Origin of the sequence: Streptomyces sp. ISL-11, assembly GCF_018614525.1 — a bacterium.
Taxonomy (GTDB): Bacteria; Actinomycetota; Actinomycetes; order Streptomycetales; family Streptomycetaceae; genus Streptomyces.
Genome location: NZ_JAGGOL010000166.1, coordinates 1 through 13,800, shown reverse-complemented (window position 1 = coordinate 13,800; position 13,800 = coordinate 1). Strand labels below are relative to the sequence as shown.

The window sequence follows — 13,800 nt, the reverse complement described above, 5'->3', positions numbered from 1 at the left end:
CCGCCCGGCACCGGCTGCCGCTGCGGCAAGGAGGGCTGCGCCTGGCACGCCCGGTCCGGGGCCGGATGCGGGGGACAGGCCGGCCGGCAGGTGATCCTCCACGACGCGGCGGGCGGCCTGTGGCGGCTCGCCGAGGTGTGCGGCCCCTGCGCGGACGCCATACCGGACGCCCGCCCGCTGCGCCCGCTCAACAGCCGCCGGCCGGCCGCGGACGGGCCTTCGCCGCTCGTTCGGGGCGGTTGCCGGGCCGAATGGAGCAGTGGCGGATCGTTACGCCCGCCGGCTGGATAAGCTCCCGGAGTCGCTCGGCAAGGGAGGCCGTACTCACGGGGTGCGGCGATGCGCCATCGACGCACTCCTCGTACCAGGTCTGTCGTGGCCCGGGTGACGGCCAGGGGACAGTACAGACAGTCCGAACACGAGGAGTGCAGTCATGGCCGAGGTAAAGCTGACCGCCGAGCTGCGTACCGAATTCGGCAAGGGCTTCGCCCGCCGCACCCGACGCGCCAACAAAGTCCCGGGCGTCATCTACGGCCACGGGGCCGACCCCAAGCATGTGGCGATCGACGGCCACGCGCTGATGATGGCCCTGAAGACCCCGAACGTGCTGATCAGGCTGGATGTCGACGGCAAGAGCGAGCTCGTCATCCCCAAGGCCGTGCAGCGCGAGGCGCTGCGCGGCTTCCTCATCCACGTGGACCTGCTGGCGGTGAAGAAGGGCGAGAAGGTCACCGTCGAGGTGCCGGTCCACACCGAGGGCGAGCTGGCGCCGGGCGGCAACCTGCTCGAATTCATCCTCAACGCCCTGCCCGTCGAGGCCGAGGCGACGCACATCCCGGAGGGCTTCACCGTCTCCATCGAGGGGCTGGAGGCCGGGCACACCATCCGGGCCAAGGACATCCCGCTGCCGCGCGGCAGCGCCCTGGCCGTCGAGGAGGACGCGGCCGTCCTGCAGATCGTCGCCGCGCAGACCGAGGCCCCGACCGAGGAGGAAGAGGCGGAGGCCGAGGAGGCGGAGGCGGCCGCCGAGGCTCCGGAGGCCGCGCCGGCGGCCGAGGAGAGCTGACGGGCGCTTCGCGGGGCGCTCGGGAGGTGTGCGGCCGCCCCCGGCCCGCCGCACACCTCCCCGGTGTCAGGACGAGGCCGGCGGTGCGGGCTTGATGATGGCGAACGGCGCGCCGAACGGATCGGCGAGCCAGGCGATCCGGCCGATGTTCGGCACGTCCGCCGCCGGTACGAGCACCGAGCCGCCGCCCTCCTGGGTCCGGGTGACGACGGCATCGGCGTCCTCCACCGCGAAATACGGCACCCAGCGCGTGTCCTCGGTGTCGTCCCGGAGCGGGGTGACGCCCCCGAAGGAGGCTTCCTGCTGGTCGCCGTCGGCCGTGGACAGGACCTGGTACGTCATCCCAGGCACCGCGAGCTCCTCGCGCCGCCACCCGAACAGTGAGTGGTAGAAGGCCAGGGCGGCGTCGGGGTCCTCGGTGTGCAGCTCGGCCCAGCACAGGGAATGGGTGTCCGAGGTCTTCTCCAGGCCACGGACCGCGGCCGGCTGCCAGACGGCGAACTCGGCGCCGCCCGGGTCGGTGAGGCAGGCCATCCGCCCGGCGTCCATGACGTCGAACGGCTGCACCCGCACGGTGCCGCCGCCCTGCTCGACGGCCTTGGCCGTGGCATCGGCGTCGGGGGTGCGGAAATACACCGTCCAGGCCGGGGCCGCGCCCTCCTCGGTGAGGGGGCCGAGGGCCGCGACGGTCTTCCCGTCCTGCTGGAAGAAGCCGTAGCCGCCGGCGTCGGGCCCCGCCGACTGGAAGTCCCAGCCGAACACCGTGCCGTAGAAGCCGGCCGACGCCGCGGTGTCCGGGCTGCCGAGGTCGAGCCAGTTGGGTGCGCCGGTCACGAAGTCAGTGCTGAGCATGGTGATGTGCTCCTTCGACGGAAGTCCTCGCCGGGGCCGGCCCCGCGGGCGCGGCACACGGTCTCCCCGGCCGGACATCAGTCTGGCACCGGCCACTGACAATGGCGCGGTGCCCATCGGCGGCACGCCCCCCGCGCGCGGAGTCGCGGGAGGGCGGGCGGTGCGGACCGGGCGGGCGGGGGCCACACGTCCGGTTCCGCCCGCCCGGCGCGCGGACCGCCACCGCGCACCGGACGGCCGGCCGCGGCCGACCGCCCGCACCGGACCACCGGACGCACGGACTCACCGGACGCATGGACCCACCGGCCGGTGGGCCGGATCGCCGCGGCTCAGATCGTCGCGGCGTCGATGACGAAGCGGTAGCGGACGTCGCTGGCGAGCACCCGCTCGTACGCCTCGTTGATCTGGTCGGCGCGGATCAGCTCGATGTCGGCCGCCAGACCGTGCTCGGCGCAGAAGTCCAGCATCTCCTGGGTCTCGGGGATGCCGCCGATCATCGAACCGGCGAAGGACCTGCGGTGGGTGATGAGCGCGAAGGGGGAGACCGGCAGCGGCTTCTCGGGCGCGCCGAGCTGGACCAGGGTGCCGCCGGAGCGCAGCAGCCCGAGGTAGGCGTCCAGGTCGAGGTCGGCGGAGACGGTGTTGATGATCAGGTCGAACGTGCCCGCCAGCGCCTCGAAGGTCGCCGGGTCGGACGTGGCGTGGTAGTGCTCCGCGCCCAGCCGCAGGCCGTCGTCCTTCTTGCGCAGCGACTGGCTCAGCACGGTGACCTCGGCGCCCATGGCACGCGCGATCTTCACGCCGAGGTGCCCCAGGCCGCCGAGGCCGACGACGGCGACCTTCTTGCCGGGGCCGGCCTGCCAGTGGGCGAGCGGCGAGTACACCGTGATGCCGGCGCACAGCAGCGGGGCCGCGGCGTCCAGCGGGATGCCGTCGGGGATCCGCAGGACGTAGTTCTCGTCGACGACGATGTGCGTGGAGTAGCCGCCGTAGGTGAGCTCGCCGTCGCGGCCGGTGGCCGCGTACGTCCCGACCATGCCGAGCTCGCCGGTGCAGTACTGCTGGAGACCGGCCAGGCAGTTCTCGCAGGTGCGGCAGGAGTCGACGAAGCAGCCGACACCGACCCGGTCGCCGACCGTGTGGCGGGTGACGCCGGAGCCGACGGCGGTCACCACACCCGCGATCTCGTGGCCCGGAACGACCGGGAAGGCGCGCTCGCCCCACTCGCCCCGCGCGGTGTGGATGTCGGAGTGGCAGATGCCGGAGTACTTGATCTCGATGAGGACGTCGTGCTCGCCCGGCGAGCGGCGCGGAACGGTGATCCGCTCCAGCGGTGCGGCGGGCGACGGTGCGGCGTAGGCGGGGATGGTGGTGTGCGTCATGCGTTCGATCATGCTGCGGTCCGGCGAACCGAGCCAGAACCCGGTTGAGCCTACGCTTGCCGTGCCTACTCCTGGCAGGACCACCCTGACCTGCGCGGACGCCCGCATACTGGTGTCCATGGACCAGCGCACCGAACTGAGCGAGTTCCTCCGCTCCCGCCGAGCCCGGCTCAACCCCGGGGACGTCGGCCTGACGCCGCACGGCGGCCGGCGCCGGGTGCCGGGGCTGCGGCGGGAGGAGCTCTCGCAGCTGGCCGGCGTCAGCGTCGCCTACTACACGCGCCTGGAACAGGGCCGGGGGCAGAACGTCTCGGCCGCCGTCCTCGACGCCATCGCCGACGCCCTGCGCCTGACCCGGGCCGAGCGGGACCACCTCACCCACCTGGCCAGGCCGGCCGCCCGCCGGACGCGCAAGGCACCCGGCCGCCCGCAGCGCGTCCGCCCGGCGGTGCAGCACCTCATCGACGCGATGAACGACGTGCCGGCCTACGTCATCGGCCGGCGCCTGGACATCATCGGCTGGAACCGGATGGCCTGCGCGCTCCTCGGCGACTTCGACGTCGTTCCGGCGGGGCAGCGGAACATGGCCTGGCAGATCTTCCTCGACCCCGCCACCCGCGAGCTGTACGTGGAGTGGGAGCGCAAGGCGGCCGACATCGTCGCCCTGCTCCGGCTGCAGACGGGCTGCTACCCCGACGATCCGCGGCTGACCGCGCTGGTGGGCGAACTGTCGGTCAAGAGCGAGGAGTTCCGCGGCCTGTGGGCCGCGCACGACGTGGCGGACAAGGGCTTCGGCGTCAAGGAGCTGCGGCACCCCGTCGTGGGCCCGCTGACCCTCTCGTACGAGACGCTCGTCCTGCCCGCGGACCCGGGCCAGCAGCTGGTCACCTACCACGCCGAGCCCGGCTCGGCCTCGGCCGAGTCCCTGGGCCTGCTGGCGAGCTGGACGCTGGGAACGGCCGAGCGTACGGAGCGGTCGGCGCGCCCCGGGACGTGAGCGCCGCCCGCCACCGCGCGTGAATGCCTCCGGGGCGCCGCCGATGTGGCGCCCCGGAGGCCGTCGTACGGCCGGTGGGGTCAGCGCTTGGCCGACTCCTTCGGCGTGTTCGCGGCGGTGACGTTCACCGCGGCCCAGGCGGCGTCGACCGTGCGGTACTCGGTGCTGCCGGCGCCGTACATGTCCTCGGCGGCCTGCAGCGTGGCGGTGCGGGCCTCGTGGAAGTCGGTGGTGGAGACCATGTACCGGGTCAGCGCCCGGTAGAAGATCTGCTCCGCCTTGTCCCGGCCGATGCCGGTCACCGTCGAGCCGTCGTGGGTGGGGGAGTCGTACTCCGCCCCGCCGACCGTCTTCTTGCCGCTGCCCTCGGCCAGCAGGTAGAAGGCGTGCGAGGAGACGCCCGAGCCCGCGTGGACCTCGCGGTCGTAGGCTCCCGCGTCCCAGTAGTCGACGGTGCCCTCCAGGACGTCCAGCGACGGCTTGTCCATGCGGCGCAGGAACTTCTGGTCCAGGCCCAGCTTCTCGCCGAGCAGGTAGTTCGGCGGGTTGCCGGCGTTGTTCGTCCGGAACTCGACGCCGGTGCCGAAGATGTCGGCGAGCGACTCGTTGAGCGAGCCCGCCTCGCCGAACTGGTTGCCGCGCGCGTCCACGCGGGTCGGCTGGAAGTCGGCGGACGCCTCGATCACGCCGTGGCTCAGCTCGTGACCGGTGACGTCGAGGGCCACCAGCGGCTGCTTGAACGTTTCTCCGTCGCCGTCGCCGTAGAGCATGCAGGAGCAGTCGGGCGACCAGAAGGCGTTGGCCACCTTGTCGCCGAAGTGCACCAGGGCCTTGGGGCCGGCGCCGTCGTTCTTGATGCCGTTCCGGCCGAAGGTGTTCTTGTAGTAGTCGAAGGTGCTGGTGATGCCGTACTGCGCGTCCACGGCGGCGGTGGCGGAGTCCGCGGCCGTGCCGTTGCCCCAGCGATTGTCCGCGTCGGTGATCGCCTTGCCGTCCGCGTACTTCTCGACCTCCTTGCCCTCGGCGGTACGGGTCTCGCCACCGCCGCGGCTGGGGTCCTTCAGGGTGAAGGTGCCCTTCGCCGTCTGCGTCGTGGTCAGCGGCACGTTGCCGGCGAACAGTGAGGCACCGGTGCCGTCGGCCTGCGCGGGGAAGTTCGCGTCGGGCTGCGCCTTGCGCGGCGGAGTGACCTTCGGGCCGGTGCTGGGGGTCGCCTGGCGGCCCAGGCCCCGCAGCTTGGACTTGAGCTTGGGGGAGATGAACGCGTCGGTGAGCGGGGTGCTGCCGATCACCTTGCCGGAGGTGGCGTCCACGACCACGGAGTGGCTGCCGCCGGTGTCCTGGGCGCGGCTCTCGGTGACGGTGACGCGGTAGGCCAGGACGGACTTCCCGTCGCGGGTGTCGACCACCAGCTCGGCCTTGGCGGCGGTGCCCTCGGCCGACGCCGCCGCCTTGGCCTTGGCCTGAGGAGCGGTCAGCTTGGGAGTGACGGTGGAGAGCGAGACCTTGTGGCGGATGGCCCGGGTGACGCCCAGGTAGTTCTGCTTGGCGTCCAGGTGGATGACGATGTCACCGCCGACGACCGGGACGTTCCGGTAGACCCGGGCGAAGCGGATGTGCCGCTTGCCCTCCGGGTCGAGGAGGATGTCCTTGACGGTGAGCGTCTCCTCCTTGCCGACGCCGGTGGCGTCCGCGTGGGAGAGGGCGGCGGCGCGGGCGGCCTTGATGAGCTCGGAGTTGGCCGCGGCGCGGGCCGCGACGACGGAGGACGACCTGGCGGCTTCCTTGACCTCTTCCGGCGTGACGGCGGTGGCGGTGCCCGCCATGGTGGCCGCGGCCACCACCGCGACGGCGGCGGTGAGTATTCGTCTGTGGGTCGTGGGGGATGTACGCACTGTTCAGCGCCCTTTGCCGTGAGGGCGGTTCGGGACGTACCCGGCCGCCTGCATACGCACGGTGCTGTCACTGGCGCACCGCGGGAACCTGTGGTCCCGCGGAGGACTCTGCCTGCATTGGCATGCCCACGAAAAGAGGAAATGTCACATTGTCCCGGTAGTTGATCAAGTCTTAACAAAGCGTCAACACAAGGTGAGGACGTGGTGACATCCGGTCCACTCGGAAGGGGAGACGGGTGAACTCCCGCGGCGGTTGACCGGGCGGGGAAACTGCTCACCATGTGAGACGCGGGAGCCCCGGGAACCGCGTCAGGCCGGCCAGCTGCCGCCCGGGATCGGCGTGCCCACGGCCCGCAGCCGCCGCGCCATCTCCTCCCCGGCGAGATACACCCAGGCCCGCGTGGCACGGCCGTCGGCCAGCAGCACCGGCCGCTCCACGCGCATGTAGTGCCGGGTGGCGACGCCGGGCGCGGTGCCCTCCAGCCCGTCCAGCGAGGCGAGCACCGCGTCATGCCGGTCGGCCGCGAGAAAGACCAGGTCACCGCAGATCTCCCCGGTCCGGTCGGGCACGGCGTACGGATAGCCCGGCCCCTCGTACAGCACCGCGCCCCGCATCCGGGCCGGCTCCTCGCCGACCGTCCGGCCGCGCAGCAGCGCCCCGTAGTTGCGCTGCCCGGGACGCAGCGTCCCGTAGACGAACACCGGCAGCCGCTCGTGATCCGCGCTCACCTCGGGGCTCTCCCTCCACCTGCCGTGCGCGCGCCCGGGGCCCCGGCCGCCGGAAGGCGGGGGCGCGCCGCCCGCCGTAAAATACCGGGTATGGGAGAGCGGCAATTCGTGCCCTCCGCCCCCGAGCTCCTGGTCGAGTCCGACGGCGGCTCGCAGACGATGAGCCCGAGCCGGAGCTACCGGGTGGGGCGGGACCCGGCGTGCGACATCGTGCTGCACGACACCCGCGTCTCCTGGCACCATGCCGTCCTGCGCCCGGTGGACGACCACTGGACGGTCGAGGACTCCGGCAGCACCAACGGCACCTGGACCGAGGGCCACCGCGTCCGGGCCCTGGACGTCGGCCCGGGCAGCGTCCTGCGCTTCGGCAACCCCGCCGACGGCCCCGCCGCCGTCCTCAAGGGACTCGCGGCACCGGCGCACCGCCCCTCCGCCGTCTCGCTGCCCGCCGCCACCGGCACCTTCCGGCAGCCCACCTCCGTACGGCCCCTGCCGTCCCGCACCGTCCGCATCGGCCGGGGCGACGAGAACGACCTCGCCGTCGACGACCTCGTCGTCTCCCGCAGCCACGCCGAGCTGCGCACCCTCCCGGACGGCGGCTACGAGATCGTCGACCTCGGCAGCCACAACGGCACCTACCTCAACGGCCGCCTCGTCCACCGCGCACCCGTGGGCCCCGGCGACATCGTCGGCATCGGCCACTCGGCCTTCTGCCTCGTGGGCGACGAACTCCAGGAGTACGTCGACACCGGTGAGGTCTCCCTCGACGTCCAGGACCTGTCCGTCCACGTCGACAAGGGCCGCAAGGTCCTGCTCGACGACGTGTCCTTCCCCGTGCGCGCCAAATGCCTGCTCGCCGTCGTGGGCCCGAGCGGCTCCGGCAAGTCCACCCTGCTCAACGCCCTCACCGGGCTGCGCCCCGCCGACCAGGGGACCGTCCTGTACGACGGGCGCGACCTCTACCGCGACTACGCCGAACTGCGGTCGCGCATCGGGCTCGTACCGCAGGACGACATCCTGCACGCCCAGCTCACCGTGCGCCGCGCCCTCGGCTACGCCGCCGAACTGCGCTTCCCCGGTGACACCGCGAAGGCCGAGCGGCAGGCCCGGGTCGACGAGGTGATCGGCGAACTCGGCCTCGACCAGCGGGTCGACCAGCCCATCCACAGCCTCTCCGGCGGCCAGCGCAAGCGCGTCAGCGTCGCCCTGGAACTGCTGACCAAACCCTCCCTGCTCTTCCTGGACGAGCCGACCTCCGGCCTCGACCCGGGCATGGACCGCTCGGTGATGACCATGCTGCGCGGCCTGGCCGACGACGGGCGCACCGTCATCGTCGTCACCCACAGCGTGCTCAGCCTCGACCTGTGCGACCGGCTCCTCGTCCTCGCCCCCGGCGGCCGCACCGCCTTCTACGGGCCGCCCCGCGAGACGCTGCCCTTCTTCGGCTTCGGCCAATGGCCCGAGGCCTTCGAGGCGTTCGAGAACGACAGGGCCCGCGACTGGTCCGGCAGTTACCGCAGCTCCCCGCAGTACCGCCAGTACGTCACCGCCGCCACCGAACAGCCCCACCACGGCGCGGCCCCCGCGGCCCCCGCGCCCGCCGCGCCCCTGAAGGCCCAGAGCTGGGGCGGCCAGCTGCGCACCCTCGTGCGCCGGTACACCGCCGCGCTGACCGCCGACCGCACCTTCCTGGCCATCATGATCGCGCTGCCGTTCGTGATGGGCGCCATGACACGGGCCCTGGCCGGCAGCAGGCTCACCTCCGAGACGGCGATGAACGCGCTGCTGATCCTGTGCGTCGGCGGAGTCCTGACCGGCGCCGCCAACGCCGTCCGCGAACTGGTCAAGGAACGCGCCATCTACCAGCGGGAGAGAGCCGTCGGCCTGTCCAGATCCGCCTACCTGATGTCCAAGGTCGTCGTCCTCGGCCTCATCACCGTCTGCCAGGCGGTCGTCCTGACCCTCGTGGGCCTCTTCGGGGTGCAGACCTCCGCCCCGCGCGGCCGGGGCGTGCTCCTGCCACCGCTCGTCGAAATCACGCTCGCCGTCGCGCTGTTGTCCTTCACCGCCATGATGCTCGGCCTGCTGGTCTCCGCGCTGGTGCGCAAGGAGGAGGTCACCATGCCGCTGCTGGTCCTCCTCGCGATCGTCCAGGTGGTCTTCTGCGGGGCGCTGCTCCAGCTCCACGGCGTGCCCGGCCTCGAACAACTCGCCTGGCTCGTCCCCGCGCGCTGGGCCCTGGGCGCGATGGCCGGCACGATCGACCTGGAGCACCTCGTCCCGGGGAAGCTGACGACCGACCCGCTCTTCGACCACGTCGCCGGCATCTGGCTCATCGACATGGGCATGATGGTCGTGCTCTCCCTCCTCTTCGGCCTGGCCGTCGCACGGCTGCTGCGCCGCCACGAGCCCGCCATCATGCGGAACTGACACGGTGGGAGCCTCCATGAACCCAGCCACCGCGCCCGACGGCACCTTCCGGCCCACCCACGTGGTGCCTCCCTACGGGCTGGCCACCTGGACCGCGCCCGACGGCGCCGTGCCCAGCGAGCAGCTCGACCCGCTGCTGCCGGTCATGCTCCTGGACCGCCGGGGCGACTGGGGCCGGGCGCAGTGCTCCAACGGCTGGGCCGCCTGGGTCGACGCCCGCCTGCTCGTACCGCTGCCCCAGGTCCCGCCGGCGGCCGGAGCACCTCTGGCCCGCTCCGCCGACGCCCGGCACCTGCTCGCCCGCGTCGAGGAGACGTTCGGCCGCTACCGGCAGGCCACGGAGGACCTCGCGGCGGGTCGCACGGACGGCGAGGCGTTCCGCGACACCACCCGCGGGTTGCGCGTCGGAGCGGTCGTCGACGGGGAGGCGGTCTGGCTCTACGACGCCGCCCACGACCGCTGGTGCTACTGCGACGGCACGGCCATGACCACCTTCGCCGCCCGTGAACCCGAAAGCGGCACACCGTGACGGCGCCGGGCCCCGCGCAGCCGGGCGACCCTGTGGAGCGCCCCTCGGAGCTGATCGGCCGGCAGATCGCCTCGTACCGCGTGGAGAGCGAGATCGGGCGCGGCGGCATGGCCGTCGTCTACCGCGCCCGCGACCTGCGCCTCGACCGCGTGGTCGCCCTCAAACTGCTGGCGCCGGAGCTCGCCCGCAACGACACCTTCCGGCTGCGCTTCGGCCACGAGTCGCAGGTCGCCGCGGCCATCGACCACCCGCACATCGTCCCGGTGTTCGAGGCGGGCGAGGCCGACGGGCTGCTCTACATCGCCATGCGCTACGTCGCCGGCCAGGACCTGCGCGCCCTGCTCGACCGCGCCGGCCCGCTCTCCCTCACCACGGCCTGCCGGATCGCCGGCCAGGTCGCCTCCGCCCTGGACGCCGCCCACGCGCACGACCTGGTGCACCGCGACGTCAAGCCCGGCAACATCCTCGTCGCCGAGGGCACCGACAGCGACCACCCCGAGCACGTGTACCTCACCGACTTCGGGCTGACCAAGAAGTCGCTGTCCCTGACCGGTTACACCCGCGTGGGCCAGTTCGTCGGCACCCTCGACTACGTGGCCCCCGAGCAGATCTCCGGCAAGCCCGTGGACGGCCGCTGCGACGTCTACAGCCTGGCCTGCGTGGTGTACGAGATGCTGACGGGCGCCCCGCCCTTCCGGCGCGACGACGACATGGCGCTGCTCTGGGCCCACCAGTACGATCCGCCGCCCCCGGTCTCCGAACACGCCGCCGGACTCCCGGACGACGCCGACGCCGTCCTGGCCACCGCCCTGGCCAAGTCGCCCGACGACCGGTACGACAGCTGCCTGCGCTTCGTGGCCGCCCTGCGCCGCACCGCCGGGGCCACCCCGCCCGAGGCGACCCCGGTGGCGGCGTACGAGCCCACCCGGGTGGACGCGGCCCTCCCCGCCGAAGTGGACGCGGCCCTCCCGCCCGGCCGCGGGGCGCCGGGCCCGCCGCCGGCCCCGCCGCACTGGGCGGCGCCGGTCTTCCCCGAGCGCGGGCCCCGGTAGCTCAGCGGCCGCCCTCGTCGGCGACCTCGGTGACGTCCCCGCGCCGCCGCACCCGCCGGGCGAGCAGGCTGCCGAGGAAGCCCGCCACCAGCCCCCACAGCATCCCGAAGCCCAGCAGTGTCCACCACCGGGGGCGCAGCGACACCTCCCCGCCGAAGCCGGCCAGGTCACCGAGGCCCAGCAGCGACAGCCCGAAGCGGGCCGAGATCCGCGTCAGGATCCCGGCCACCAGCAGGGTGACCGCCAGGGCGGCGGCGAGCTGCACCGCGTGCTGCCAGGGGCGGGTGCGCGCGGAGGACCGTACGGCCATGAGGAACCCCGCGGCCAGCAGGGCCACCGCCGCCAGGACGACCAGCAGCCAGGCCCGCCCGTCCCGTTCCGCCAGGGACGAGATGTCGACGACACCGCCCTTGCCGTCGGCCCCCCGCGCCACCGCGGCCAGCGCCTTGGGCATCGGCAGCCCGAGGGAGCCCGGCACCCGGGCGTCCCAGGCACCACCCAGACCCACGCCGAGGGCGAGCCAGGCGAGGTTCGGCAGCCCCAGCAGCAGCACCGCGGCCGTCTCCGCCGGGTGCCCGCGCGTGCACAGGACCACCACTCCGGCGAGCAGGCCGAGCACCACATAGCCCAGCAGGAGCGCCAGCATCGCGAACGCGGCGGGCCGGACGGGCTCCTGGAAGCGCAGCAGCCGTGAGGGCAGCGGCGTCCTGCGGGACACCGCCGTGGCCACGGCCAGCAGGACCAGCAGCCACAGCAGACCGAAACCGAGCGTGGGCAGCACGGCCGCGCGGAAGCCGACGCTCGGCGAGATCCCCAGGGCGTCACCGATGTCCCCGAGGTCGCCGAGGTCGCCGAGCCCCGCGTCACCGAGGTCGATGCGGAAGGTGTGGCGCGCGGTGAGCGAGACCACCAGCAGGGCGAGCAGCCACAGTACGGCCGTACGGGCGACCCGGCCGAGCAGTTCCGTGCCGCTCGCCACCGCGCGGTGCCGCAGCGGGCGCAGGAACAGGACGGCGATCACCACGGCGCCCGCCAGCGTGACCGACAGCGGTACGACGGCCAGCCCGGCCGCGGTGTCGGCCAGGAACCCGGCGTCACCCGACAGTCGCACCGAACCCCCGACGGCCGCGACCACCGTCGCCGCCACCACGGCCGGGAACGCGCCGTCGGGCAGGTCGCCCGCCCCCGCCGCCCACAGCCCGAGCGCGGCCACGGCGAACATCACGGCCACTCCGGCCACCACGGCCGCCAGCGCGTCCCCCCAGACGCGCAGGTGATGCCCCGGCGCCCTCGGCGCGGCACTCGGTGGCTGGCTCACGCTGCCTCCGGACTCGTCATCGGTGATCGGGTGCACGGCGGCCTCCCGACGGGCGTCGCGGAAGGCCCGGGGCCCAACCTAAGCCCGCGGCAGGCGCGCCACCCGTCGGGCGACACGCGCCGGCTCCCGCTTGCGGGTGGCCCCGGGTTGGGACACACAATGACCGACGGGGGCGACAGAACGTGACAAAACCTGGGCATACGTAGGAGAGAAGCAGCGCAGAGAAGAGCAGGGCAGAGAAGCAGAGCCGGAGAAGCCGCCAACGCAGGAGAGAGCCCCGTGTCGTCCGAACCACCGCCAGAAAAACGCCCCACCGGCCCGCCGTCCGGCCCCCTCTCCGGGCAAGGCTCGGGCTCCGGCGCGTCCGAGCCGCCGGAACCGACCCGCGCGGACTGGCCGTCCGAGCCCACCGTCCCCGGTACCCCGTCCGGCCCCTCGGAGCCGCCGGGGCCGCCCGCCCCGCCCACAGGCGGCCACGCGGCACCCGGGCCGGGCCCCGGAGGCGGGTCCCCCTGGTGGCGGTCCGCACCGAAGGTCGCCATCCTCGCCGGCGTCCTCGTCGCGGCCGGGGCGCTCGCGGTCTTCCTGCTCCGCTCGGACGGCGGCTCCGGCGAGGTCTTCCTGCAGCCCGCGTCCGCCGAGGGCAAGGACCCCTTCACCAAATCGACGGCGAAGGACACCGGCTCGCAGGCGACCGCCGCCCCCACCCACGCGCCCGCCGACAGCGGCGGCACCCGCAGCGTCCAGGGCTCCGCACCCGGCCTGTACGGCGGCACGCCCAACGTCCCCGGCTGCGACGTCGAGCGCCAGATCCGCTATCTGACCGAGGACCAGGCCAAGGGCCGCGCCTTCGCGAAGGCGGCCGACATCGAGCAGGGCGCCATCGCCCCGTACCTGCGCGGCCTGACGCCCGTACAACTGCGCGCCGACACCCGTGTCACCAACCACGGCTACACCAACGGCTCCGCCAACGCCTACCAGGCCGTCCTCCAGACCGGCACGTCCGTCCTGGTCGACGGCAAGGGCCTGCCGCGCGTGCGCTGCGCCTGCGGAAACCCGCTCGGCCCGCCGGTCGCCGTCAAGGGCACCCCCAAACCCCAAGGGCAGCAATGGCGCGCCTACCGGCCGGACGACGTGGTCGCCATCGAACCCGCGACCACCGTCCTCGTCGTCATCATCATCTACGACCCCGGCACCGGCCAGTGGTTCGAGCGGCCGGTGGGCACCCACGGTGAGAACGACCGCCCCATCCCACCCCCCGAGGGCGGCTTGTCGTCGGCCCCGGAGTCACCGGACGAGTCGCCCGGATCGGAGTCGCCGTCGGCGCCCTCCTCGCCACCGTCCTCGGAACCCCCGCCCTCGCCCCCGCAGTCCGAGCAGCCGCCCGGACCGGCGTACGGGCCGCGCGCCGTCACCACCACCGCGCCCCCCGGGGCGCCGTCCTCGGCCCCGCCGGGCCCGAGGACTCCCTCGGCGCGCGTCCCGCGGACCTGAGTTACACCCCCATGAGCGACTCGCCCCCCGCCCCCCGGCGGACCATGGCCGAGCCC

General features: G+C 73.6%; 11 protein-coding genes and 1 pseudogene. 7 read left to right on the top strand and 5 right to left on the bottom strand.

Annotated features, from left to right (window positions below):
- Window positions 1–291, top strand: a pseudogene (locus J7E86_RS27295) (hypothetical protein); the annotation flags it as partial.
- Between the two features lie 142 nt (window positions 292–433).
- Window positions 434–1,066 carry a 50S ribosomal protein L25/general stress protein Ctc gene (locus tag J7E86_RS27290; protein ID WP_215085279.1) on the top strand — a complete coding sequence of 211 codons (633 nt, stop codon included), beginning with the start codon at window positions 434–436 and terminating at the stop codon, window positions 1,064–1,066.
- A gap of 66 nt (window positions 1,067–1,132) precedes the next feature.
- Here J7E86_RS27290 and J7E86_RS27285 read toward each other — a convergent pair whose 3' ends face one another.
- Complete coding sequence (locus tag J7E86_RS27285) at window positions 1,133–1,918, bottom strand: VOC family protein (protein WP_215085278.1); 786 nt, start codon at window positions 1,916–1,918, stop codon at window positions 1,133–1,135.
- Window positions 1,919–2,247: 329 nt separating this feature from the next.
- Window positions 2,248–3,300, bottom strand: a complete 1,053-nt coding sequence (locus J7E86_RS27280; RefSeq protein ID WP_215085276.1) for an NAD(P)-dependent alcohol dehydrogenase — start codon at window positions 3,298–3,300, stop codon at window positions 2,248–2,250.
- A 118-nt stretch (window positions 3,301–3,418) separates the two neighbouring features.
- Between J7E86_RS27280 and J7E86_RS27275 the strand changes: the two genes are divergently transcribed.
- Window positions 3,419–4,297, top strand: coding sequence for a helix-turn-helix transcriptional regulator (locus J7E86_RS27275; RefSeq protein WP_215085274.1), 879 nt, complete (start codon window positions 3,419–3,421; stop codon window positions 4,295–4,297).
- An 80-nt stretch (window positions 4,298–4,377) separates the two neighbouring features.
- On the opposite strand, the gene J7E86_RS27270 is transcribed toward J7E86_RS27275, so the two are convergent.
- Together J7E86_RS27270 and J7E86_RS27265 are read right to left on the bottom strand one after the other, a co-directional pair.
- Complete coding sequence (locus J7E86_RS27270) at window positions 4,378–6,123, bottom strand: M4 family metallopeptidase (protein WP_215085286.1); 1,746 nt, start codon at window positions 6,121–6,123, stop codon at window positions 4,378–4,380.
- 378 nt (window positions 6,124–6,501) lie between these two features.
- Window positions 6,502–6,921 carry a gamma-glutamylcyclotransferase family protein gene (locus J7E86_RS27265; protein WP_215085272.1) on the bottom strand — a complete coding sequence of 140 codons (420 nt, stop codon included), beginning with the start codon at window positions 6,919–6,921 and terminating at the stop codon, window positions 6,502–6,504.
- A 90-nt stretch (window positions 6,922–7,011) separates the two neighbouring features.
- Between J7E86_RS27265 and J7E86_RS27260 the strand changes: the two genes are divergently transcribed.
- From J7E86_RS27260 to J7E86_RS27250, 3 genes are read left to right on the top strand one after another with little or no spacing between them, the layout of a single operon-like run.
- A complete protein-coding gene (locus J7E86_RS27260) occupies window positions 7,012–9,351 on the top strand; it encodes an FHA domain-containing protein (protein WP_215085270.1) in 2,340 nt (779 codons plus the stop codon).
- A gap of 16 nt (window positions 9,352–9,367) precedes the next feature.
- Entirely contained in the window at window positions 9,368–9,880 is a 513-nt protein-coding gene (locus J7E86_RS27255; RefSeq protein WP_215085269.1) for a hypothetical protein, read from the top strand.
- A complete protein-coding gene (locus tag J7E86_RS27250; RefSeq protein WP_308312743.1) occupies window positions 9,877–10,932 on the top strand; it encodes a serine/threonine-protein kinase in 1,056 nt (351 codons plus the stop codon). Before J7E86_RS27255 ends, J7E86_RS27250 begins: the two co-directional genes overlap by 4 nt.
- 1 nt (window position 10,933) lies before the next feature.
- On the opposite strand, the gene J7E86_RS27245 is transcribed toward J7E86_RS27250, so the two are convergent.
- Window positions 10,934–12,250, bottom strand: a complete 1,317-nt coding sequence (locus J7E86_RS27245) for a streptophobe family protein (protein ID WP_374223869.1) — start codon at window positions 12,248–12,250, stop codon at window positions 10,934–10,936.
- A 279-nt stretch (window positions 12,251–12,529) separates the two neighbouring features.
- Here J7E86_RS27245 and J7E86_RS27240 point away from each other — a divergent pair, with 279 nt between their 5' ends.
- On the top strand, window positions 12,530–13,744 hold the full coding sequence (locus J7E86_RS27240; RefSeq protein WP_215085268.1) for a DUF6777 domain-containing protein: 1,215 nt from the start codon (window positions 12,530–12,532) through the stop codon (window positions 13,742–13,744).
- The last annotated feature ends 56 nt before the right edge of the window (window positions 13,745–13,800 follow it).

What these genes read in the sequence shown, in the direction of transcription:
- J7E86_RS27280 (WP_215085276.1), bottom strand. Translation starts at nt 3,300, where the DNA reads ATGACGCACACCACCATCCCCGCCTACGCCGCACCGTCGCCCGCCGCA.
- J7E86_RS27255 (WP_215085269.1), top strand. Translation starts at nt 9,368, where the DNA reads ATGAACCCAGCCACCGCGCCCGACGGCACCTTCCGGCCCACCCACGTG.
- J7E86_RS27275 (WP_215085274.1), top strand. Translation starts at nt 3,419, where the DNA reads ATGGACCAGCGCACCGAACTGAGCGAGTTCCTCCGCTCCCGCCGAGCC.
- J7E86_RS27260 (WP_215085270.1), top strand. Translation starts at nt 7,012, where the DNA reads ATGGGAGAGCGGCAATTCGTGCCCTCCGCCCCCGAGCTCCTGGTCGAG.
- J7E86_RS27290 (WP_215085279.1), top strand. Translation starts at nt 434, where the DNA reads ATGGCCGAGGTAAAGCTGACCGCCGAGCTGCGTACCGAATTCGGCAAG.
- J7E86_RS27285 (WP_215085278.1), bottom strand. Translation starts at nt 1,918, where the DNA reads ATGCTCAGCACTGACTTCGTGACCGGCGCACCCAACTGGCTCGACCTC.
- J7E86_RS27270 (WP_215085286.1), bottom strand. Translation starts at nt 6,123, where the DNA reads ATGGCGGGCACCGCCACCGCCGTCACGCCGGAAGAGGTCAAGGAAGCC.